Source organism: Mycobacterium neumannii (genome assembly GCF_048452905.1).
Taxonomy (GTDB): Bacteria; Actinomycetota; Actinomycetes; order Mycobacteriales; family Mycobacteriaceae; genus Mycobacterium; species Mycobacterium neumannii_B.
Genome location: NZ_JBCGVF010000007.1, coordinates 242,667 through 264,027 on the forward strand (window position 1 = coordinate 242,667; position 21,361 = coordinate 264,027).

A 21,361-nucleotide genomic window follows, 5' to 3' on the forward strand; every position below is an offset into this window, starting at 1 on the left:
GAACCTGCTTCGCCGAGGCGCCACGCTGATCGCGGTTCTAGTGCTGGCCCTGGCCGCGGGCGCGGTGGCCCGCGCCGAAGCGCCCCCGGGCACCGACACGATCGACGACTACCCCGTCGCGCAAGGCTTCTACCGACCCGGCCCACCGCCCAACTACCACGTGTTCTTCAAGACACCCGACGGCCTGTCATGCGGCATCGGTCCCAACGGCGGACCCATCGGCTGTGACGGGGTCCCGCTGGACGCCCCGCCCGGAACCAATCAGACTTTCTTGATCAGCGGCGGCCCAGCAGAGTACCGGCACTCCCCCACACTAACGTTCACCCGCGAGGGTGTCGACGTCCTGCCGGCTGGGCACCGGCTCGAAAACTGGGGCGCCAGTTGCGGTGTCGGATATCAGGGCACCGTGACCTGTAAGACGTACGGCGATCACGGCTTCACCATCTCGAGCGTTTACGGGGTGCTCTGGTAGCGCGCCAGCTCGGCGAGGTAGTCGGGCCAGTCGAGGGAATCGACGGGGTTCGCACGCTCGATACCGGGCGTGTCTACCGGGAACGTGCGGGCCTGGCCCGGTCCGCTGGTCCTGGTCTCGAACCGGACCGTCATCACGCCGTGCCCGGCGCCCTGGATCCAACCGTGCCCGAAGTCGGAATGGGTGACGTCGTCGCCGATGCGCCAGGCGGGTGCGGTCGCGGCGAGGTCCGAGACGGTGGGTGGCACCCCGGTGTGCGTCACGTCGTCGTCGGACGCCATCAGCTCCAAGTCCGGGAACAACGACTCCTGCCGAACATCCGTGAGCCCCGAAAAACCCACGCCCAGAAGGCGAATCGGCCCGACCTCGACCGGGTCGAGCAGCAGCCGGCGTGCGGTGGCGATCAAGGTGGCCGCGTCGGTGGTTGCGTACGGCAGGGTCGCCGAGCGGGTCAACGTGCTCATATCGGACTTCTTCAGCTTCACGGTGACGGTGCGCGCGCCGCGGCCGTCCTTTTCCAGGCGCCGGTGGGCGTGCTCACCGATCGGGCCCATCGCTTCGCGAAGCTGATCGAGGGTGGTCAGGTCTTCGGGGAACGTGGACTCCGCGCTGATCTGTTTGGCGGGCGCGTTCTCGGCGACCGGCCGGTCGTCGATGCCGCGGGCGAGCCGGTGCAGCGACGGGCCCACGGTGCCGCCGAGGATGTCGGCGGCCTCGGCCTCGCTGAGCGCGGCGAATGCGCCGATGGTCTCGATGCCGAGCCTGTGCAGCTTCTCCCCGGCGACGGGTCCGATCCCCCACAGCCGCCGCACCGGCAGGCCGTCGAGCAGCGCACGCTCCTCATCGCGGCGGACCACGCGCATACCGTCGGGTTTGGCCAACCCGGATGCGATCTTGGCGAGTTGTTTCCCCGAGCCCGCCCCGATGGACGCGACGAGCCCGGTCACCTCGAGCACCTGCGCGCGCAGGATCCGGCAGAAGTCCTCGACCTCATCCGCCGACGCGCCCGAGAGCTCGGCGGGCTCACCGAAAGCCTCGTCGTACGAGAGCTGTTCAAGAACGGGCACCGTCGCGCGCACGGTTTCGAACACCCGGCGGCTGGCCACGCCGTAGACGACGCCGCGCGGTGGAAGGACGACCGCCGCAGCGCCGACCAGCCTGCGTGCCTGGTGCATCGGCATCGCCGACTTGGCGCCGTACACCCGGGACTCGTAGCTCGCCCCGGCGACCACACCGCGCCCGCCGAGCCCACCGACCAACACCGGGCGCCCCCGCAGCGTGGGACGCGTCAGCTGTTCGACGGACGCGAAGAAGGCGTCCATGTCGAGGTGCAGAACCCAGCGAGCGTCCATTGCTGCAGATGCTAAGGCGCTAGCCTGACCTGCATGGCACACCCGGGCGCCGAACCGTTCGATGTCGTCATCGAGGATGCCTCGATCCGGCTTGGTCAGTTCCTCAAGCTGGCCGGGCTCATCGACTCGGGGGCAGACGCGAAATCGGTGATCGCCGACGGCCTGGTCACCGTCAACGGCGAGGTCGAGCGCCGACGCGGCAGGCAGCTGCGCCCCGCCGATGTCGTAATGTTCGCCGGGCGCGGCGCCCGCGTTTCCGACGGTTTAGCGGTCGGGCGTTGCCGAGTGTGGGATCGTGTCACGCTGATTCGCGCAATGCGTTCATCGACCCCACACTCGCGGGCGGGCGCGATCGCTAGATTCTTATTCTCCTGAGCCTGAACGGGTACCCGCCACCGACAGTCCCCGTCTTCCATTCGCCATCCTCGAGATTCAGGGCACCGCCTACCATGTCGAGCCCCGAATCGTCGCGTGCTCGAAGCTTCAGGTTCGGGTCGGGCCTGATCGTGAAGCTGGGCGCCAACAACTCGTTGGCGATGAGATCGGCCAGCTCGTCGCGCCAACCGGCGGGGAACTCTCGGATGGTCAACTCCAGTTCGATTCGGTCGCCGATGTCGAGACCGAAGCGCCGCCGGGCTTCCTGGAACTCACGCACCATGTCGCGGGCCCAGCCCTCGGCCTCCAACTCCTCGGTGACCGTGCCATCGAGCACCACCAGCCCGGCCCCGTCGGACAGCGCCGCGGTGTATTCCGGGTCGGCGGCGACCAGCCGCGAGCTGTACTCGTCGGGCTGCAACACCGCCGGTCCGGCGGTCAGCGTGCCGTCGGCGTTGACCACGGCCTCTCCCGCCTTGACGGCTCTGATGGCCGCCTGCACGTCCTTGCCCAGTCGCGGACCCGCAACGCGCGCGTTGACCGTGAGCTCGAAGCGGCCGTAAGTGTCGATGTCGTCGGTGAGCTGGACGGCCTTCACGTTGAGCTCGTCGGCGATCAGGTCGGCGAACGGCTCGAGCCGCTGCGGGTTGTCCACGGCGACAGTGAGTTTCGGCAGCGGCAGTCGCACCCGCAGTTTCTTGGCCTTGCGCAGCGACGACGCCGCCGACGCCACCTCGCGCACCAGGTCCATGGTCTCGACCAACTCGGGGTCGGTGGGTAGCAGGTTCTCCTCGGGCCAGTCGGTCAGGTGCACCGACCGCTCACCGGTCAGGTCGCGCCAGATGCGCTCGGTGATCAACGGCAGCAACGGGGCGGCCAGCCGGGCGGTCACCTCCAGCACGGTGTGCAGGGTGTCGATCGCGTCGGGATCCTCCTCCCAGAACCGCGAACGAGACCGTCGCACATACCAATTCGTCAGCGCCTCGGTGAACTGCCGCAGATCGTCGCAGGCCCCGGAGATGTCACAGACGTCCAGCGACGCGGTGAGGTCGTCGCGCAGCACGGCGAGCTTGGCCAGGATGTAGCGGTCCAAAACGTGCTTCGAGTCGGTGCGCCAGGTGCCCTTCTTCGGTGCGTACAACGCGAGGAAGGTGTAGGCGTTCCACAGCGGCAGCAACACCTGCCGGACGCCTTCGCGGATGCCCTGTTCGGTGACGATCAGGTTGCCGCCGCGCAGGATCGGCGATGCCATCAGGAACCACCGCATGGCATCGGAGCCGTCGCGGTCGAACACCTCCGTCACATCCGGATAGTTGCGCAGCGACTTGCTCATCTTCTGGCCGTCGTTGCCGAGCACGATCCCGTGCGCCACACAGGTTTTGAACGCCGGCTTGCCGAACAGCGCGGTGGCAAGGATGTGCAGCGTGTAGAACCACCCGCGGGTCTGCCCGATGTACTCGACGATGAAGTCGCCCGGAAAGTGCGAGTCGAACCAGTCCTGGTTCTCGAACGGGTAATGCACCTGCGCGTACGGCATGGAGCCCGAGTCGAACCAGACGTCGAAGACGTCCTCGATGCGCCGCATCGTCGAGTGGCCCGTCGGATCGTCGGGATTGGGCCGGGTGAGCTCGTCGATGTAGGGCCGGTGCAGATCGGTGGGCCGCACCCCGAAGTCACGTTCGAGCTCGTCGAGGCTGCCGTAGACGTCGATGCGCGGATACGCCGGATCATCAGACTTCCACACTGGGATCGGGGTGCCCCAGTAGCGGTTTCGCGAGATCGACCAGTCGCGGGCACCGGCCAGCCACTTGCCGAACTGCCCGTCCTTGACATGTTCGGGATACCAGGTGATCTCCTGGTTGAGCTCCACCATGCGGTCGCGGAATTCGGTCACCTTGATGAACCAGGACGACACGGCCCGGTAGATCAGCGGATTGCGGCACCGCCAGCAGTGTGGGTAGGAGTGCTCGTAGGTCTCGTGACGCAACAGCACCGCACCGTGCGCAGCCACGGGCCCGCTCTGATTCTTCAGGTCGCGGATGATCTGCGGGTTGGCGTCGAAGACGTGCTGTCCGGCGTAGTCGGGGACGGTGGCGTCGAACCGCCCCTTGGAATCGACCGGTGTGACGGCTTCGATGCCCGCAGCCTGCGCGGTGAGCATGTCGTCTTCGCCGTAGGCGGGCGACATGTGCACGATGCCGGTGCCGTCCTCGGTGCTGACGAAGTCCGCGGGCAGCACGCGAAACGAGTGGGGCGCATCGGCGAAGTACGCAAAGGGCGGCAGGTACCGGGTCTCGAGCAGCTCGCGACCCGAGTACGTCCCGAGAACCTCCGGCTCCTCGCCCAATTCGCGCGCATAGGCGCCGACCCGCGCCTCGGCCAACACGAGACGCCGGCCGTCGGGCCCCTGCACCTGCACGTAGGTGACGTCGGGGTGGACCGCGACCGCCTGGTTGGACGGCAGCGTCCACGGCGTCGTGGTCCAGACCAACAGGTAGGCGCCGGCCAGATCTCCTTCGGCGATCCGGAAGCCCACGGTGATCGCGGGGTCCTGGCGACTCTGGTAGACGTCGTCGTCCATGCGCAATTCGTGGCTGGACAACGGTGTCTCGTCGTTCCAGCAGTACGGCAGCACGCGGTTGCCCTCGTAGGCAAGGCCCTTGTCCCACAACTGTTTGAAGGCCCAGATTACCGACTCCATGAACTCGGGTTCGAGGGTCTTGTAGTCGTTGTCGAAGTCCACCCAGCGGGCTTGGCGGGTCACGTAGGAACGCCATTCGTCGGTGTACTTGAGCACCGAGGCTCGGCAGGCGTCGTTGAACTTCTCGATGCCCATCTCTTCGATCTGCGCCTTGTCGGTGATGCCGAGTTGGCGCTGCACCTCGAGTTCGGCGGGCAGGCCGTGGGTGTCCCAGCCGAAGCGACGCTCCACCTTGTAGCCGCGCATGGTGCGGTACCGCGGCACGATGTCCTTGACGTAGCCGGTGAGCAGATGCCCGTAATGCGGCAACCCGTTGGCGAACGGCGGGCCGTCGTAGAAGACGTACTCGGGGGCGTCGTCGCGACGGGCGATACTGGCGCGGAAGGTGTCGTCGCGGTCCCAGTACTCGAGGACCTCGGTTTCCAGCGCGGGGAATTTGGGCGCCCCAGCGGCCGGCTTCGGGTAGGCGGTCATAGCTCCTGTGCCTCGCTCGGCTTCCGGTTCGAAAGGCCTCACATGTTCGTCAAGGCACGGGGACGACGTCGCGCCGGTGCGCGGGCGCCGCGGTACCACCCCGCTTGCGCACCCTCTAAGAGATGTGCGCCGCTCAGTTCGGGCGTTGACGGGCCCACCCGTTCGGTTCTACTGGGCTCGGAACGCCTCAGAAATCGTGGCGCCGAACTGTTCTTCCGAAGGCTCCCCGGTGATGGCCGGATCCAAGCCGTTGACGTCGATCTTACCGCCGAACGGCGCGCGCTCAGTTGGGGGGCAGCGCGTCGGACGTCATCTCGACGAGCGCGAGCGGGAACTGTTCGGACAGCTCCTCGATCGTGTACTGCTCGAAGCGGCTGGTGTCGTACCACCAGTCGATCTGCACGTCGCCACCAGCGCGGTAGACACGCACCTCGAGGGCGTGGCCGAGGCCAGGCGGCGTCTCCTGGACCGGCACGGTGTCCGACGGCGATTCGCCGATGTAGTTGAAGTACACCTCCGGTGAAGCGGCCACTTCGCGCTCCGAAGCGGCGGCCAATGTCTGGTGCACGGAGGCCAGCACCTCGGTGGCGCTCGCGTGCTGCCCCGCCACACACACCAGGGGTACTGCATCGAGCAGAGAACCGCGCTCGCTGGCGATGTCGACTCGGACCAGACCTTCACCGAGTGTGCGGGCGATGGTTCGGCTCAGCGCGGCGACCAGGATCTCGTCGGCCGGCAGACCGAGCCCTTCGGTGGCCCCGTCGAGTTCGGCCGTCAGCTCGTCACTTGCCGGGGTCGAAACTTTGACCATGCTGGCGGAGGCACCGGCATCCGCAGCGTCGTAGTCCGTGACGCGGACCATTGCCGTAGCAAACTCGGCGAGCGGGCGCAGAACCTCTGTCGGCGAAGCCAGGTAGGGAGCAACCATGCGACCAAAGATAGCTCACGTGTCCCAAAAATGGGAGACGCCTCCCAAAACTGTGACGCCAGTGTCAATTTAGGCAAACTCCTCCAGTTTGCGGACCGCACTGCCCAAATGCGGGACGTTTGGTTTAGAGTGGACAAGTGCCTCGGACAGACGAGAACGGCAGACAACTCAAAGCGCTGCTCGACTACCTGCTCGACGGCGACATCGAGGCCAAAGACATTTACGACGCACTGGGCACATCCAGCAGCACGTACTACCGCAGGATCAAAGAGCCCGACTACCCAGACGCCGAGGAGCTGCGGCGGGTCGCCGACCGGTTCGGTCTGAACTATCCGGACCTGCAGATCAGGTTCGGCCTGATGACCAGGCAAGAAGTGCTCAGTTACGTCGAATACCTGGAACGCACAGGCGGTTCCGGCCAGACGGCCGTGCGGGAGACGACCAGGTTGCGAACCCGCATCCCTCGACTCTCCGAGCTGCGACCGCGGAGTGACGCCCCGCCCCTTTAGCCGTACACTTTGCTGAGTACTACGGCAGCTCCGAAGGCAACCCTATGGCTTTGGCGACACTGATCGCGATCACGCTTTGCTGTATCGCGTGGAGCCTGTGGATTCGCCGGGTCACCTGGTCCTCCCGTTGGGAAGTGGCCGCCACCCTCAACATCGCCCTGCAGGGCATGGCGGTGTTGTTGATGTCCCCGTGGGCCTCGGAAACGCTCGGTGTCGCGCTGCATGCGCTGACCGGCAAGTGGAACCTCGAAGACTTCATCGGCCATGACTGCTACATCGTCGCCGCGTCGGCCGTCGTCTACAACGCCCTCGGTCGCCTGCAGGACGACCACCTGCTCCAGAGGTCGTTCAAGCAGTATGTCGAAATCCCGGCCACGTTGTGTATCCCGCTGCTGCTGGTGACGTTCTCTCTCGGCAACGGTGCGCGCATCTACAAGCCGGACTTCTTCCAGGTGCCCACCGACTTCTGGCTGAACACCTACTGGCTGATCCTCTGCGGCATCCTGATCTACCTGTTGGGGTACGGCAGCCGGGCCCTGCTGGTGCTGCGCAGGGATCCGCGGTCGCGAAAGATCGCCAACGTTTATCTGATCTCGTCCGCCGCGGGCATCGCCGCGTGCATCGTGCGCCTGCTGACGGCCTACATCCCCGCGCTGCAACAGCACGACGGCGGCACGACCCTGGTGTGGGTCTTCGCGTGTATGTGCGGTGCCGGATTCGCGCTGACCTCGGCGGAGTCCTGGCGGCAGAAGACGAAGTGGTTCAGCAGCGCTTCTCAGTGACCGCGCGCTACCCCGCGACCTCGCGCGACACGCTGTAGAACGGCGCACCCAGATCGGGCACCGTCTGATAGCCACGCCTGCGCGCCCGCGCCGCGTCGCGCCGGATCAACACGCCCAGCCCGGCGAACGTCGCCTGGTCGAGCACCATCCGCGTCAGCAGCCGGTTGTGCACGAAGCCGAATGCCAGCCCGGTGCTCGGATCGGCCCACCCGACCGACCCGGCCAGGCCGGCATGGCCGAACCCGGGCATCACGCCCGGCGGCACCGGGAGCGAGTGGTAGCCCAGATTGAAGCTCAAGGGCACGAAGATGTTGCGGTCCGGCCAGTAGCTCGCCCGGCCGGTCAGCGCGGCGACCCGCTCCTCGGACAGGAACTGTTTGCCCTCGATGCGGCCGCCGTTGGCGATCGCACCGTACATCTTGGCCAGGCTCCTGGCGGTGGCCACACCGTTGGCGGCCGGAATCTCGGCGTCCAGGAACGGGGTGTCGCCCTGGACCACCGACTTCATGCCGGGGAAGTACATCGAACCGAACATCCCGGATACACCGAGCGCCGCGACGCGCGGGGCGACGAAGTTGAAGACCGGGTTGGCGAGGGCGCCCTGCGGGGCGAGGATCTGCGCGGCGCGTGTCGGCGCGTTAGCCGGCGGGCGGCCCAGGTGCAACCCGTCGGTGTCGAGCGGCTCGGCCAGCTCCTCGCGGATCAGATCGCGCATGCCCTTGCCGGTGACCGCTCGGCCCAGGCCGGACATCAGCCAGCCGTAGGTCAGCGCGTGGTAGGCCTGATGTCCGAACAGCAGCTTGTTGACCGGCGCGGCCGCTACCCGCTCTTCCATCACCTGATGGTCGAGCAGCTGAGCCTTGGTGCACCCGTTGAGGTGGGACAGTCCGGCCCGGTGCTGCATCAGTTCGCGCACCGTGATCGCGGCCTTGCCCTTGACGCCGAACTCGGGCCAGTACTCGGCCACCGGGGTGTCGTAGTCGATGAGGCCGCGGTCGGCGAGTCGGTGGATGACCGTCGACGCCATGCCCTTGGTGACCGAGAAGACCATCGCGCCGGTGTCGGCGCTCCAGTACTGCGTGCCGCGGCGGTCCGAGTAGCCGGTCCACACGTCGACGACGGGCTCACCGTGCAGGTAGATCGACAGGGCGCCGCCGCCGTAGCGACGGCCGGGGAACAGTCGCGAGAAACCACGCAGGGTGCAGGCGAAGTTGGAATCCGCAGCGCCCTGGACACCGTGCGGAAGCGCGGCGCTGCGCTCCCGTTTGTTGACACCCGTCACAATTTATTTAATTTACTCGTAGCCCCGGCAAATAAACCTACCGTTACCTATTTGTTAGGTTCGCGCATGTCAGAGGCGTCGAGCAGGTGCTGCGCAGCAAGCGCGGGAGTCAGCTCCCCGTCGCGGACCTGACGTTCGATCTCGGCGCGCATCCGCTTCACGTTCGGGTTCGACAGCACCCGGTCGAGGACCGAATCGCGCACCATCGACCAGGTCCACTCGACTTGCTGAGCGCGCCTGCGGCTTTCGAACTCCCCGGCCTCGATGAGCACGCCGCGGTGTTTGAGCACCGTCGCCCACAGCTCCTCGAGGCCCGTCCCCTCCAACGCGCTCATCGTGAGAACCGGTGGGCGCCACAGTGTTTCGCGGGGATAAATAAGCCGAATGGCACCGGTGAGCTCACGGGCGGCCCGTTTTGCCTCGATCGCGTGCTCGCCGTCGGCCTTGTTCACCACGACGATGTCGGCGAGTTCGAGCACGCCCTTCTTGATGCCCTGCAGCTGATCGCCGGTACGCGCGAGCGTGAGGAACACGAAGGTGTCGACCATGTTGGCGACGGTCACCTCGGACTGCCCAACACCGACCGTCTCGACCAGGACCACGTCGAACCCGGCCGCCTCCAACAGCACGATCGTCTCGCGGGTTGCTTTGGCGACGCCGCCGAGTGTGCCCGAGGTGGGCGATGGGCGGATGTAGGCGTCGGGGTGCACCGCCAACTGCGCCATGCGGGTCTTGTCGCCCAGGATCGAGCCCCTGGTCCTGGTCGACGAGGGGTCGACGGCCAGCACGGCGACGCGGTGCCCCTGGTTGATCAGGTACATGCCGAGCGCCTCGATCGTCGTCGACTTGCCGACGCCGGGCACTCCGGTGATCCCGACATGCAGCGAGCTGCCCGCGTGCTCGGTCAGCTTCAGCAGCAGTTCCTGGGCCTGCTCGCGGTGGTCGACACGCGTCGACTCCACCAGCGTGATGGCTCTTGCCAGGGCAGCTCGGTCGCCGTCCGCCACGGCGGCCGCAAGGTCGGCGGTCGGATCGGCCATCTAGTCGAGGCGGTAGCCCAGCCGATCGGCCAACTTGTGCAGGAGGCCGACCGCCGCGTCTGCGATCACGGTGCCGGGCGGGAAGATCGCGGTGGCTCCGGCGGCGTAGAGCTCATCGAAGTCGCCGGGCGGGATGACGCCGCCGACCACGATCATGATGTCGGGCCGACCCACCTCGGCCAGCGCTTCGCGCAGCGCGGGCACCAGGGTCAGGTGCCCGGCCGCGAGCGACGAGACGCCGACGACGTGCACGTCGTTGTCGGCGGCCTGCCGTGCGACCTCGTCGGGGGTGGAGAACAGCGAGCCGACGTCGACGTCGAAGCCGATGTCGGCGAACGCGGTCGCGATCACCTTCTGGCCGCGGTCGTGGCCGTCCTGGCCCATCTTCGCGATCAGGATGCGCGGCTGGCGACCGTCGGCCTCGGCGAACTTCTGCACGAGGTCGGTGGCTTTCGTGATGTTGCTGACCCCTGCACCCCCCATCTCATCGCGGTAGACGCCGGCGATCGTACGGATCTCGGCGACGTGGCGCCCGTAGACCCGCTCGAGCGCATCGGAGATCTCGCCGACGGTGGCCTTGGCCCGCGCGGCGTTGATCGCCAGGGCGAGCAGGTTGTTGCCGAGCCCGTCCTCTCCCGCAGGCCCGCGGGCACCGGCCGCCCGGCTCAGCTCGGCCAGCGCGGCGTCCACCTCGGCCTGATCGCGTTCGGCACGCAGCCGCTCGAGTTTGGCGAGCTGTTCTGCCCGCACCCGGCTGTTCTCGACCTTGAGGACCTCGACCTCGTGGTCCTCGTCGACCTGGTACTTGTTGACGCCGATCACCGTCTGCTGGCCGGAGTCGATGCGCGCCTGGGTGCGAGCGGCGGCCTCCTCGATACGCAGTTTCGGGATGCCGTCGGAGATCGCCTGCGCCATCCCGCCGTGCTCGACGACCTCGCCGATGTGCATCCGCGCCGCGGTGGCCAGCTGGTGGGTCAGCCACTCGACGTAGTACGAGCCGCCCCACGGATCGATCGGCCGCGTGGTGCCCGACTCCTGCTGCAGCAGCAACTGGGTGTTGCGTGCGATGCGGGCTGAGAAGTCGGTCGGCAACGCCAGCGCCTCGTCGAGCGCGTTGGTGTGCAACGACTGGGTGTGCCCCTGCGTCGCGGCCATCGCCTCGACGCAGGTGCGCGCGACGTTGTTGAACGGGTCCTGGGCGGTCAACGACCACCCCGACGTCTGCGAATGGGTGCGCAGCGACAGCGATTTCGGGTTCTTCGGGTTGAACTCGGCGACCAGCTCGCTCCAGAGCAGCCGGCCGGCCCGCAGTTTGGCGACCTCCATGAAGAAGTTCATGCCGATGCCCCAGAAGAACGACAGGCGCGGCGCGAATTTGTCCACGTCGAGCCCGGCATCGAGGCCGGCCTTGATGTACTCGACACCGTCGGCCAGCGTGTAGGCCAGCTCGAGATCGGCTGTGGCACCGGCTTCCTGGATGTGGTAGCCCGAGATCGAGATCGAGTTGAACTTCGGCATCTTGACGCTGGTGTAGCCGAAGATGTCGGAGATGATCCGCATTGACTCCTTCGGCGGGTAGATGTAGGTGTTGCGGACCATGAACTCTTTGAGGATGTCGTTCTGGATGGTCCCGGCCAACTTCTCCGGCGGCACGCCCTGCTCTTCTGCGGCGACGACGTACAGCGCGAGGATCGGCAGCACCGCCCCGTTCATCGTCATCGACACCGACACCGTCGACAGGTCGATGCCGTCGAACAGCTGGCGCATATCGAGGATGGAATCGATGGCCACGCCAGCCATTCCGACGTCGCCCTGCACCCGTGGATGGTCGGAGTCGTAACCGCGGTGGGTGGCCAGGTCGAACGCCACCGAGAGGCCCTTCTGCCCAGCGGCCAGGTTGCGCCGGTAGAAGGCGTTGGACTCCGCGGCGGTGGAGAAACCCGCGTACTGCCGGATGGTCCACGGCTGGTTGACGTACATGGTGGGGTACGGGCCCCGCACGAAGGGCGGTTGGCCCGGGAAGGTGTCAAGCGGATATCCGGCGGCGACGGCGGCGTCGCGGTCGGCGCCGATGTAGACGGGCTTGACGTCGATACCCTCCGGCGTCACCCAGTCGACTTGGTCGGCGCCGTATCCGTGCGTCGTGGCGGCCGCCTCGACATGGGCGGTGACGGCGGCTTCGGTCGGCGCGTCGGCACGCTTGTCGCCGTGCAGCGGGACGTCGGCGAAACTCCCGATGGTCTTTCCGATCCCGGTTGTGGCAGTCACGTCAGGCCCCCAATCTGGTGAGCAGGTCCGACAGGGTGGCGACCGCGTCGATCTTCGCGGTCAGGTAGCCGTCCGGCTTCGAATCGGCATCCGCGACGGCATTTTCCGGCCCGGCGAGCAGCACGTGCGATACGCCCGCCTTGCGTGCCGAGTCGACCGCGGTCGAGGCTTCTTCGCCGTAACGGGCGTCGGTGCCGCAGATCACGGCGATCGGCGGCGTCTGGTCCGCCTCGGTCACCGCTTCGATGCCGCCCGACGCGAGCAGGTTCGTGGCGAAGGTGGTGCGCACGTTGTGTTCGGCGAGCGGACCGAGCGGCAGCAGCAGCACCTTCGGCCTGGCCCGGGTCTTCTCGAGGAAGGCGTCGGAACGGTCCCGCAGTTCCTCGAAACCTGCCGCATAGCGGGCCACCCCCGGTAGCGAATCACCCTGCGGCAGAGCCGGATCGGCGATGTTGGGAAACTCGTTCACGCCGGTCAGCGCGGTCCGCCGGTGTGCGATGTCCTCGGCGCGTCGCTCGGCCACTTCGGCGATCCGGGCGGCGACGTAATCCCGGACGCTCTGATCGCCGCCGTCGACGCCGGCGTCGAAGCCGCCGCGGGATTCGATGTCCTGGAAGTGTTCCCATGCCTGCTCGGCGAGTTGCTCGGTGAGGTCCTCGACATGCCAGGAACCCGCGGCCGGGTCGAGCACGCGGCCTAGGTGCGACTCCTCGAGCAACAGCAGTTGGGTGTTGCGGGCTATCCGGCGCGCGAAGCTCGGGGCCGTCCCCGGGAAGCCGCCGCGGATTGCGACGTCGAACGGATGGACCTGGATGGTGTCCGCACCGCCGACACCGGCCGAGAAGGCGGCCACCGTGGTGCGCAACATGTTCACCCACGGATCGCGCTTGGACATCATCGGCAGCGACGTCATGGCGTGCAGGGTGACCGCTCCTTGCTCCGGCGCCCCGACGACCTCGGCGACCCTGGCCCACAGCAGGCGTGCGGCCCGCAGTTTGGCGATCGTCATGAACTGGTCGTCATCGGCGGCGATGCGGAAACTAATCTGCCGCAACCCATCCGGGACAGCGATACCGCCCTCTTCCAGCTGCCGCAGGTAACTCACGCCGGCGGCCAGCAGGCCGGCCAGCTCCCACGACGCGTTGGCGCCGAGGTTGTGGAACGCGGGTCCGTCGACGGTGATGGCGCGAACGCCGCCGCTGTAGTCACCGAGTTTCGCCGCGGTGGCCACGACGTCGGAAATCTCGGGAGCCACGCGTCCGCTCACCGGTGCGGTCAACGGGTCGGCCCCGAGGTCCAAAGACAGCCGGGAGCGCTGATCGGCGTCGAGGTCGCTCAGCAGACCGAGCACCGCGTCGGCGGTCGAAACGTAATCCGGCCCGGCGATCTCGAAGAGCACCGGGACGAGGTCGAGGAAGACGCCGTCGAACAGCCGGCTCAACTCGGAGGCCGCGACGCCCGCGGACGCACCGACGCGGATGACGAGCGCGCTGACCCCCTCGGTGAGGCTGAGCAACACGGCGCCGTTGTGTTCGGCCACGTTGCCGGACCCGTACGCCGGGAACGCCTCGGCGACTTTCCAGCCGGCCTTGACGTCGCGGAGTGCGTCACCACCACGCACGAACGGCCACTGGCCGGGCAGCGGGGGTTCCGGCAGCGCATCGGCGCAGGTGTACAGCGGGCGGATCGCGAAGCCGTCGTAGGTGGGCGAATCCAGCAGTCGCTCGGGTTCGGCGGGCAGATCGGCGGGATCGCGCCTGGTGCTCTTTGCCAGCACCCCGGCAACCGCTGAGCGCCAGCGCTCGCGATCGGCCTCGACCACAGTGGGTTTCTGCACGATCATCAGGCTAAATGATCGCAGTCACAGCGGTGGCTGCCGGTCGGTCGACTCGCGGCCGCGCGAACCGGTGACTTCGGCCGCGGTTCCGTAGTCTTGGTAGACGTGAACTCCGTCGTCAGCACCCTGCGCGCGGTCCGCGGGGCGGTGCTCGCGACGATTTCGAGCCTCTCCCGGGTGCGCCTGGTCGGGTCCCTGCTGGCGATTGTGATTCTCGTCGCAGTTGCATTGCTGGTCCCCTTGCCGACCGCCGTGCAGTTGCGCGACTGGGCCACCTCGGTCGGGCCGTGGTTTCCGCTGGCGTTTTTGGCCGCCCACATCGTGGTGACAGTGTTCCCGTTCCCCCGCACGGCATTCACGCTCGGCGCAGGCCTGCTCTTCGGCCCGGTGCTGGGCATCCCTCTGGCGGTGACCGCGGCGACGATCAGCGCGGTCATCGCGGTGCTGCTCGTCCGCGCCGTGGGTCTCCGACTGGACCGGGCGGTGCGCCATCCGCGGATCGAGTCCCTCAACGCGCGGTTGCGCGAACGCGGTTGGCCGACGGTGTTGTCGATGCGGCTGATTCCCGCCGTGCCGTTCGCGGTGCTCAATTACGCCGCGGGCGTGTCGTCGGTGCGTGTGCTGCCCTACGCGCTGGCCACCCTGGCGGGACTGGTGCCGGGCACGGCGGCGGTGGTGATCCTCGGCGACGCTCTGGCCGGCAACGTCAGCCCCCTGCTCGTACTGATCTCGTTCTGCACGGCCTGTCTGGGCGTGGCGGGCCTGGTCTACGAGGTCCGCGTGCACCGGCGTCACCACCGCGAGCGCAACACCGAAGCCGAGGTCGATGAACCGCTCCACCTGACGAGATGACGTCGGCCGTCGTCTGCCCTTGATGGGAAGGGTTGGAACTTCCTACGCTGGTTTGCACACATGAGTGTCGACGTACGAACGAGGGTCGACGGCGAGCCCGCACTTCTTGAGCCCGCCGAATTCTTCGAGGTCATGGTCCCGCAACTGTTCGCCGACTCGAACGAGCGGTTCACGCCATCGTTTCAGCAGCGGCCGCCGCGACCGCTGACCGTTTCGGTCGACGATCAGCGTTGGACCCTCGGCGTTGACGGCGACCGCTTGACATGCGTGAAAGGGTCGACCACCGGCACAGTACTGCGAATCGACGCAGAGCAGCTGGCGGCGCTGATCGCCGACCACGTCACCCCGATGGGGTGGCTGACCACCGGCACGCTGCAGATCCACGGGCAACTGTCTGACGTCTTGGACTGGTGGCTCCTCCTGCGAGCAGCGATCGACGGCACGACCCCTCATGTCAACGGAGCTGTCGTCTTCCGGGGTCGCGACGGCGAACAACTGGACTTGCAAACGTCTTACGCCCCAGACGATCCAGCCGACGAGATGGCCTGGTTCCTCGAACAAGCCGGCTACCTGCACATCAAGGGCATGTTCAGCCAAGCGGAGATGTCCGCCGTCTCGACGGAAATGGACCTCGCCGCACCACGCTACTTCGAGGGCGACGGGCGGTCATGGTGGGCCACCCTGAAAGACGGGACCAACGCGCTGGTGCGGATGCAGGAATTCGATGCGGAGTCTCGGGCAGCCGCTGAGCTCGTCGCTGACGAACGTCTTGCCAGAATCGGCATGTTAACGGGCGACGGACACGTCCCCAGCGGATGGGATGGGAAACGCGTTGAGGCTCTTTTCAAGCCGCTCGGCGTCACGCGGGGCATCTCAGACGTCCCCTGGCACAAGGACTGCGCCCTCGGTCGACACAGTTACGACTGCTGTGGCCTGACGGTCGGCATCTCGGTGACCGGCGGCGGTGCCACGTCGGGTCAGCTGCGGGTCGTCGCCGGTTCGCATCGAGCCCTCGTGTGGCCCGCACCAAGCCTCCAACCGGGCCTCGACCTTCCAGTCGTCGATCTCGCCACCGAGGCCGGTGACGTCACCGTCCACCTCTCGTGCACTTTGCACATGGCCCAGCCGCCGGCGGACCGGGACCGACGGGTGATGTACACCAGTTTCAGCCTTCCGACGATCGACAACAGCGCCCAAGTCGGCCGTCAGCAGTTGAAGCGGATGGCCGACGCGGCGCCGCTGAACACGAGCCAGTGACCGCCTGCCCGCCATGTCTCAAGGGGAGTGCGCCCCGCCGCCGGGCTCGCGTTCCTGGGGCGCAGGGTTGGTCTGCTGGCCGAGCCCCGGGAACGACGGCGGCGCGTTGATGGGCGCGGGGCCGTCCACCGAGGTGCGCGCCTCGGCTTCGGCCTTGGCCACAGCACGGGCGATCTCGGGATCGGTCTCGGTGTTGAACCAGTCGGCGACCTCGTCGTCGTCATCAGTCTTGACCGGCGTGTCGTCGACCGGCGACGGGGTGTAGCGGAACACGCCGTCCTCGCCCGGTGCGCCGAGCAGCTTGGTGAAACCCTGTAGTGCCGAACCGAAGTCGCTGGGCACCAGCCACACCTTGTTTGCCTCGCCCTTGGCCATCTGGGGCAGGGTCTGCAGGTACTGGTACGCCAGCATCTCCGGCGTTGGCCGGCCCGCCTTGATGGCCGCGAAGGTCTTCTCGATGGCCTTCGCCTGGCCCTGGGCCTGCAGGTAGGCAGCAGCGCGTTCGCCTTGGGCGCGCAACATGCGCGACTGGCGATCTGCCTCCGCGGCCAGGATCGCAGCCTGTTTGGCACCCTCGGCGGCCAGGATCTGGGCCTGCTTCTGGCCCTCGGCCTGTTTGATGGCCGATTCCCGGTTGCCTTCCGCGGTCAGGATCATCGCGCGCTTCTCGCGGTCGGCGCGCATCTGCTTTTCCATCGAATCCTGGATCGACGGTGGCGGGTCGATGCTGCGCAGCTCGACACGCGCAACCCGCAACCCCCAGCGGTTGGTGGCCTCGTCGAGCACGCCGCGCAACGCCGTGTTGATCTGGTCGCGCGAAGTCAGCGTCTGCTCCAGCGTCATACCGCCGACGAGGTTGCGCAGCGTGGTCGTGGTCAGCTGCTCGACACCGACGATGTAGTTGCTGATCTGGTAGACCGCGGCCTGCGGGTTGGTCACCTGGAAGTAGACCACCGTGTCGATCTGCACGGTCAGGTTGTCCTCGGTGATCACCGGCTGCGGTGGGAAGGACACCACCCGCTCGCGCAGGTCGACGCGGGCACGGATCCGGTCGACGAACGGCAGCAGCAGTGTCAGCTGACCGGACACGGTCTTGCTGTAGCGGCCGAGCCGTTCGATGACCGCGGCCTCGGCCTGCGGTATCAGCGCGATCGACTTCGCGACGATGATGGCGGCGAACACCACCAGCACGCCGACGAGCACCAGGCCGGCGACGGCTCCATCCATGACGATCCCTTCCCTCGTACCCAGTGTGTTCTAGGCGAGCTTCTGGACGACGGCGGTGGCACCGTCGATCTGCACGACGGTCACCTGGTCCCCCGGTTCGTACACGTCGTTCTCGTTGAGCGGCCGCGCCGTCCAGACGTCACCGTCGAGCTTCACCTGTCCCTCGTGCTGGGCCACCCGGTCGAGCACCAGCGCGCTTTTGCCTTCGAGCGCCTTGGCCGGGTCGGGCAGACCGGTGCCAGCCTGGAAGTGCCTTCGCAGCGCGGGCCGCACCAGCACAAGCAACAGGATCGACGCGACGGCGAACACCGCGCCGTGGACCCACAGGTCGTCGAAGATCAGGCTCGATCCGGCCGCGGCCAGCGCCCCGCCGCCCAGCATGAGGAGGAACAGGTCGCCGGTCAGTGCTTCGGCACCGGCGAGCGCCAGCGCGGCAATTAACCAGATCAGCGCAGCGGGCATGGCACCACCCTATCGTCGCGCCCGACCACCTGCGGGCGTAACAACTACACTTCGAACATCATGTGGTGTCCCAGTGTTTCGCTGTCGGTATGGGCCAATGCCTGGTTAGCGGGCGTTGCCGCGCCCGACGATGTTCTCGATGCGCTATCACATTGGGCGCCAAAGCATTCCGTAACCGCCTATGATTCGGTGGCGGCCGGCGCGACTGGTTTGCCCTGGCCCGATCTGGTGGATACGGGCGCGGTGTCGCTGCTGCAGACGCTGCGCACGGCCGCCGGCCCCGGCGTGACGGAACCGCCGATCGGCCTGGCCCTGCCAGTGCCCGGCGACGTTCGGGGGCTGCCCGCAGGCACCCAGTTCCAGCGCGACGCGGTGACCGCGGGCGAGGCCCTCGTCGTCTCCGGTGCAGGGTCGATCGGTCTGGTGCCGGATTTCGAGTACGACGAATTCGAGGATCCCGACGAGTTCGACCGTGACCCCTGCGGGTTGTCGTGGACGGTGTACTCGATACCCGACGCATCCACGCCCGCGGGATATGTCGATCTCGCCGAGGCCGAGTACGCGCTGCGGTCCGCGGTCCGCTCGGCGGCGGACGCGCTCGGTGCACTGCGCGCAGGCGCAGCGGAGATCGACGTGGAGGATCCCCGCGGGCTCGTCGAGCAGGTGCTGGAATCCACCCGCATGCATCGCCTGCCCGACCACGCGCCGAACCGGGCGGCGCGTGTGCTGGAGAACGCCGCGCACGTCGACGCGATCATCTCCGTCAGCGCCGGGCTGATACCGATCGGGCTGCACAGCTCCGCTGAGGTGCAGATCGCCAACGACGCGCTGCGTCCGCTGTCGACCGTGGTGCGCTCGGCCCGACTGGCCGCGGTCGACGCGGTCCTGCGCTCGGCCTGGCGAGGCTAGCCGCAGGCCGGCGTGCACAGCACGCCGTCGACCGAATACCCTTGCAGCGGCGGCGGATTCGTTCCGGGCACCCGCTCAGGGTCCCGGCCGTCGCGCAACTCGGCGAGCAGATCGGCGGCGACACGTGCGAGATCGGCGTTCGGCGTCGCCGCCCTCACGAAGGCCATTCCGGCTTCTTCGGCCTGTTCGCGCAGCTCGGTGTCAAGATCCCACACCACCTCGATGTGGTCGGCGACGAAACCGATCGGACACACGATCACGGCCGAAATGCCGTTCTCGGCGAGCGAGGAAAGATGATCGCCCGCATCGGGTTCCAGCCACGGCACCTGCGGCGGGCCGGATCGGGACTGCCATACCTGGTCGTAATCGTCGTACCCCGCCGCGGCCGCCACCAGCCCGGAGGCATATGCCACCTGACGCTCGTAAAGCTCTGCGCCACAGCGTGACCGGGCGGCCAGCGGAATCGAGTGCGCGGTGAACACCAGGCGCGCATCGTGCGGCACCGCCTTCGCTGCGTCGGTGATCGCGTCGGCGAACATCTGGACGAACAGCGGATGGTCGAAGTACTGACGCAGTTTGATCAGTTGCGGGGCCGCGTCACCGGCCGCCTGCCGTCCCCTGGCGATGTCCTCGACGTACTGCGTGCAACTCGAGTAGCCGCCCCACGCCGACGTGGTGAACACCGCCGCGCGGCGCACCCCGTCATCGCGCATGGCGATCACGGCCTCCTCGACGTACGGCTCCCAGTTGCGGTTGCCGAAGTACACCGGAACGTCGACGTAGGTGCGCAGCCGCTCGATCACCGCCCGGTTGATGCCGTTGATCGGCGAGACGCCGCCGAAATGCAGGTAGTGCTCCGCGACCGACGCCAGCCGCTCCCGCGGGATGCCCCTCCCGCGAGTCACGTTCTCCAGGAACGGCATCACGTCTTCGGGGCGCTCCGGCCCGCCGAACGAGAGCAGCAGGACGGCGTCGATGTCCATTTACCTGAGGTCCGTCACAGCAACTGCGTGCTTGCGCCACCATCGGCGTAGATGACGGTGCCGGTGGTGGCAGGCAGCCAGTCCGACAGCAGGGCGCACACGGTCTTGGCCACCGGGGTCGGGTCCTTCATGTCCCAGCCGACCGGCGCGCGCTGATCCCAGCCCTCCTCGAGCAACCGCATCTGCTCGCCGGCCTCGGCTCCGAGTGCGCCGCCGACGATCGCGCTCATCGCGAGCGTGCGGATCGGCCCGGCCGCGACGAGATTCGAACGCACACCGTACGGCCCGGCCTCGCGCGCGACGAAGCGGTTCACCGACTCGAGCGCACTCTTGGCCACGGTCATCCAGTTGTAGGCGGGCATCGCGCGGGTCGGATCGAAGTCCATGCCGACGATGCTGCCGCCGCGGTTCATGATCGGCAGCGTCGCCTTCGCCAGCGAGGCGTACGAAAAGGCCGAGATGTGAATGCCTTTGGAGACGTCCTCGTAGGGCGCGTCGAAGAACGGGTTGATGCCCATGCCCGATTGCGGCATGAAGCCGATCGAGTGCACCACGCCGTCGATCTTGTTGCCCTCGCCGATCACCTCGGTGATGCGCTCGGACAAGGTGTCGAGGTGCTTCTCGTTCTGCACGTCGAGCTCCAACAGCGGCGCCGGGTTGGGCAACCGGTCGGCGATCCGCTGGATCAGCTTCAGCCGGTCGAACCCGGTCAACACCAGCTCCGCACCCGACTCCTGGGCAACCTTGGCGATGTGGAACGCGATCGACGAGTCGGTGATGATCCCCGTGACGAGGATGCGCTTGCCTTCGAGCAAACCGGTCATGTGAAAGTCCCTCTCTCTTGCGAAAAGATCTAGTGGCCCATACCCATGCCGCCGTCGACGGGGATCACCGCGCCGGCGATATAGCCGGCATCCTCGGATGCCAGGAAGCTGACCGCCCCGGCCACCTCCTCGGCGGTGCCCACGCGCTTGGCGGGTATGAAATCCAGTGCACCGGCCTGGATCCGCTCGTCGAGGGCCCGGGTCATCTCGGTGTCGATGTAACCCGGCGCCACCACGTTGGCGGTGACGTTGACCTTGGACAGCTCACGGGAGATCGAGCGGGCCATCCCGATCAGGCCGGCCTTGGCCGCGGCGTAGTTGGCCTGGTTGCCGATACCCCACATGCCCGACACCGAGCCGATGAAGATGATCCGGCCGAACCGCTTGCGCTGCATGCTGCGCGAGGCCCGCTGCACCACCCGGAACGCGCCGGTGAGGTTGGCGTCGATGACCTCGGTGAACCGGTCTTCGGTCATCCGCATCAGGAACGCGTCCTTGGAGATCCCGGCGTTGGACACCAGCACCTCGACCGGACCCTGATGCTCCTCGACCTCTTTGAACGCGCGGTCGACGGCGTCGTTGTCGGTGACGTCGCACACCACCCCGAACAGTCCCTCGGGCGCCCCGGACCCGCGGTGGGTGACCGCGACCTTGTGCCCGTCGGCGGCCAGGCGCTGCGCGATCGCCAACCCGATCCCCCGGTTACCGCCGGTGACCAGCACCGAGCGGGAGACGAAAGGCGGACGACCACCGGCCGATTCGGATTCGGCGGTCGCTCCGGTGTCCTTGCTCGTCGCGTGCGCAGTCATGTCCGCCAACCTATCGCC

At 67.4% G+C, this 21,361-nt stretch carries 18 protein-coding genes and 1 pseudogene; 7 read left to right on the plus strand and 12 right to left on the minus strand.

Translation table 11 applies throughout. The features are described 5' to 3' along the window. Positions 1–4 precede the first annotated feature (4 nt). Positions 5–472 carry a hypothetical protein gene (locus tag AAHH99_RS21440; RefSeq protein WP_418770733.1) on the plus strand — a complete coding sequence of 156 codons (468 nt, stop codon included), beginning with the start codon at positions 5–7 and terminating at the stop codon, positions 470–472. Here AAHH99_RS21440 and AAHH99_RS21445 read toward each other — a convergent pair. Next, complete coding sequence (locus AAHH99_RS21445; RefSeq protein WP_418770502.1) at positions 454–1,824, minus strand: DNA polymerase IV; 1,371 nt, start codon at positions 1,822–1,824, stop codon at positions 454–456. The two genes, AAHH99_RS21440 and AAHH99_RS21445, sit on opposite strands and share 19 nt — an antisense overlap. 33 nt (positions 1,825–1,857) lie before the next feature. Between AAHH99_RS21445 and AAHH99_RS21450 the strand changes: the two are divergent. After that, positions 1,858–2,088: pseudogene (locus AAHH99_RS21450) on the plus strand (RNA-binding S4 domain-containing protein); the annotation flags it as partial. A 91-nt stretch (positions 2,089–2,179) separates the two neighbouring features. Here AAHH99_RS21450 and ileS read toward each other — a convergent pair. Both ileS and AAHH99_RS21460 read right to left on the minus strand, forming a co-directional pair. Beyond that, positions 2,180–5,374, minus strand: a complete 3,195-nt coding sequence (gene ileS / locus AAHH99_RS21455) for an isoleucine--tRNA ligase (RefSeq protein WP_418770503.1) — start codon at positions 5,372–5,374, stop codon at positions 2,180–2,182. 283 nt (positions 5,375–5,657) lie between these two features. After that, positions 5,658–6,302 (minus strand): hypothetical protein, encoded by a 645-nt coding sequence (locus tag AAHH99_RS21460; RefSeq protein WP_418770504.1) that lies wholly within the window; start codon positions 6,300–6,302, stop codon positions 5,658–5,660. 137 nt (positions 6,303–6,439) lie between these two features. Here AAHH99_RS21460 and AAHH99_RS21465 point away from each other — a divergent pair, with 137 nt between their 5' ends. Continuing rightward, on the plus strand, positions 6,440–6,811 hold the full coding sequence (locus tag AAHH99_RS21465; RefSeq protein ID WP_418770505.1) for an XRE family transcriptional regulator: 372 nt from the start codon (positions 6,440–6,442) through the stop codon (positions 6,809–6,811). 44 nt (positions 6,812–6,855) lie between these two features. Beyond that, complete coding sequence (locus tag AAHH99_RS21470) at positions 6,856–7,593, plus strand: hypothetical protein (protein ID WP_094286663.1); 738 nt, start codon at positions 6,856–6,858, stop codon at positions 7,591–7,593. 7 nt (positions 7,594–7,600) lie between these two features. Here AAHH99_RS21470 and AAHH99_RS21475 read toward each other — a convergent pair whose 3' ends face one another. From AAHH99_RS21475 to mutA, 4 genes are read right to left on the minus strand one after another with little or no spacing between them, the layout of a single operon-like run. Next, the gene (locus AAHH99_RS21475) at positions 7,601–8,875 is read right to left on the minus strand and encodes a serine hydrolase domain-containing protein (protein ID WP_418770506.1); all 1,275 of its coding nucleotides are present in this window, start codon (positions 8,873–8,875) and stop codon (positions 7,601–7,603) included. A gap of 47 nt (positions 8,876–8,922) precedes the next feature. Next, entirely contained in the window at positions 8,923–9,915 is a 993-nt protein-coding gene (meaB, locus tag AAHH99_RS21480; RefSeq protein WP_418770507.1) for a methylmalonyl Co-A mutase-associated GTPase MeaB, read from the minus strand. Beyond that, the gene (gene scpA / locus AAHH99_RS21485) at positions 9,916–12,165 is read right to left on the minus strand and encodes a methylmalonyl-CoA mutase (RefSeq protein ID WP_418770734.1); all 2,250 of its coding nucleotides are present in this window, start codon (positions 12,163–12,165) and stop codon (positions 9,916–9,918) included. Between the two features lie 19 nt (positions 12,166–12,184). Further along, a complete protein-coding gene (gene mutA / locus AAHH99_RS21490; RefSeq protein WP_418770508.1) occupies positions 12,185–14,026 on the minus strand; it encodes a methylmalonyl-CoA mutase small subunit in 1,842 nt (613 codons plus the stop codon). A 99-nt stretch (positions 14,027–14,125) separates the two neighbouring features. Between mutA and AAHH99_RS21495 the strand changes: the two genes are divergently transcribed. Continuing rightward, positions 14,126–14,872 carry a TVP38/TMEM64 family protein gene (locus tag AAHH99_RS21495; RefSeq protein WP_418770509.1) on the plus strand — a complete coding sequence of 249 codons (747 nt, stop codon included), beginning with the start codon at positions 14,126–14,128 and terminating at the stop codon, positions 14,870–14,872. A gap of 60 nt (positions 14,873–14,932) precedes the next feature. Then, positions 14,933–16,129 carry a phytanoyl-CoA dioxygenase family protein gene (locus tag AAHH99_RS21500; RefSeq protein WP_418770510.1) on the plus strand — a complete coding sequence of 399 codons (1,197 nt, stop codon included), beginning with the start codon at positions 14,933–14,935 and terminating at the stop codon, positions 16,127–16,129. Between the two features lie 18 nt (positions 16,130–16,147). On the opposite strand, the gene AAHH99_RS21505 is transcribed toward AAHH99_RS21500, so the two are convergent. Together AAHH99_RS21505 and AAHH99_RS21510 are read right to left on the minus strand one after the other, a co-directional pair. Then, positions 16,148–17,356: an SPFH domain-containing protein gene (locus tag AAHH99_RS21505; RefSeq protein WP_418770511.1), complete on the minus strand. Its 1,209-nt coding sequence runs from the start codon at positions 17,354–17,356 to the stop codon at positions 16,148–16,150. A 30-nt stretch (positions 17,357–17,386) separates the two neighbouring features. Next, positions 17,387–17,818: an NfeD family protein gene (locus AAHH99_RS21510; protein ID WP_418770512.1), complete on the minus strand. Its 432-nt coding sequence runs from the start codon at positions 17,816–17,818 to the stop codon at positions 17,387–17,389. Positions 17,819–17,878: 60 nt separating this feature from the next. Between AAHH99_RS21510 and AAHH99_RS21515 the strand changes: the two genes are divergently transcribed. Continuing rightward, a complete protein-coding gene (locus AAHH99_RS21515) occupies positions 17,879–18,727 on the plus strand; it encodes a hypothetical protein (RefSeq protein WP_418770513.1) in 849 nt (282 codons plus the stop codon). Here AAHH99_RS21515 and AAHH99_RS21520 read toward each other — a convergent pair. From AAHH99_RS21520 to fabG1, 3 genes are read right to left on the minus strand one after another with little or no spacing between them, the layout of a single operon-like run. Next, on the minus strand, positions 18,724–19,710 hold the full coding sequence (locus AAHH99_RS21520) for a ferrochelatase (protein ID WP_418770514.1): 987 nt from the start codon (positions 19,708–19,710) through the stop codon (positions 18,724–18,726). The two genes, AAHH99_RS21515 and AAHH99_RS21520, sit on opposite strands and share 4 nt — an antisense overlap. A 14-nt stretch (positions 19,711–19,724) precedes the next feature. After that, on the minus strand, positions 19,725–20,534 hold the full coding sequence (gene inhA, locus AAHH99_RS21525; protein WP_064419819.1) for an NADH-dependent enoyl-ACP reductase InhA: 810 nt from the start codon (positions 20,532–20,534) through the stop codon (positions 19,725–19,727). Positions 20,535–20,563: 29 nt separating this feature from the next. Further along, complete coding sequence (gene fabG1, locus AAHH99_RS21530) at positions 20,564–21,343, minus strand: 3-oxoacyl-ACP reductase FabG1 (RefSeq protein ID WP_418770515.1); 780 nt, start codon at positions 21,341–21,343, stop codon at positions 20,564–20,566. Positions 21,344–21,361 lie beyond the last annotated feature (18 nt).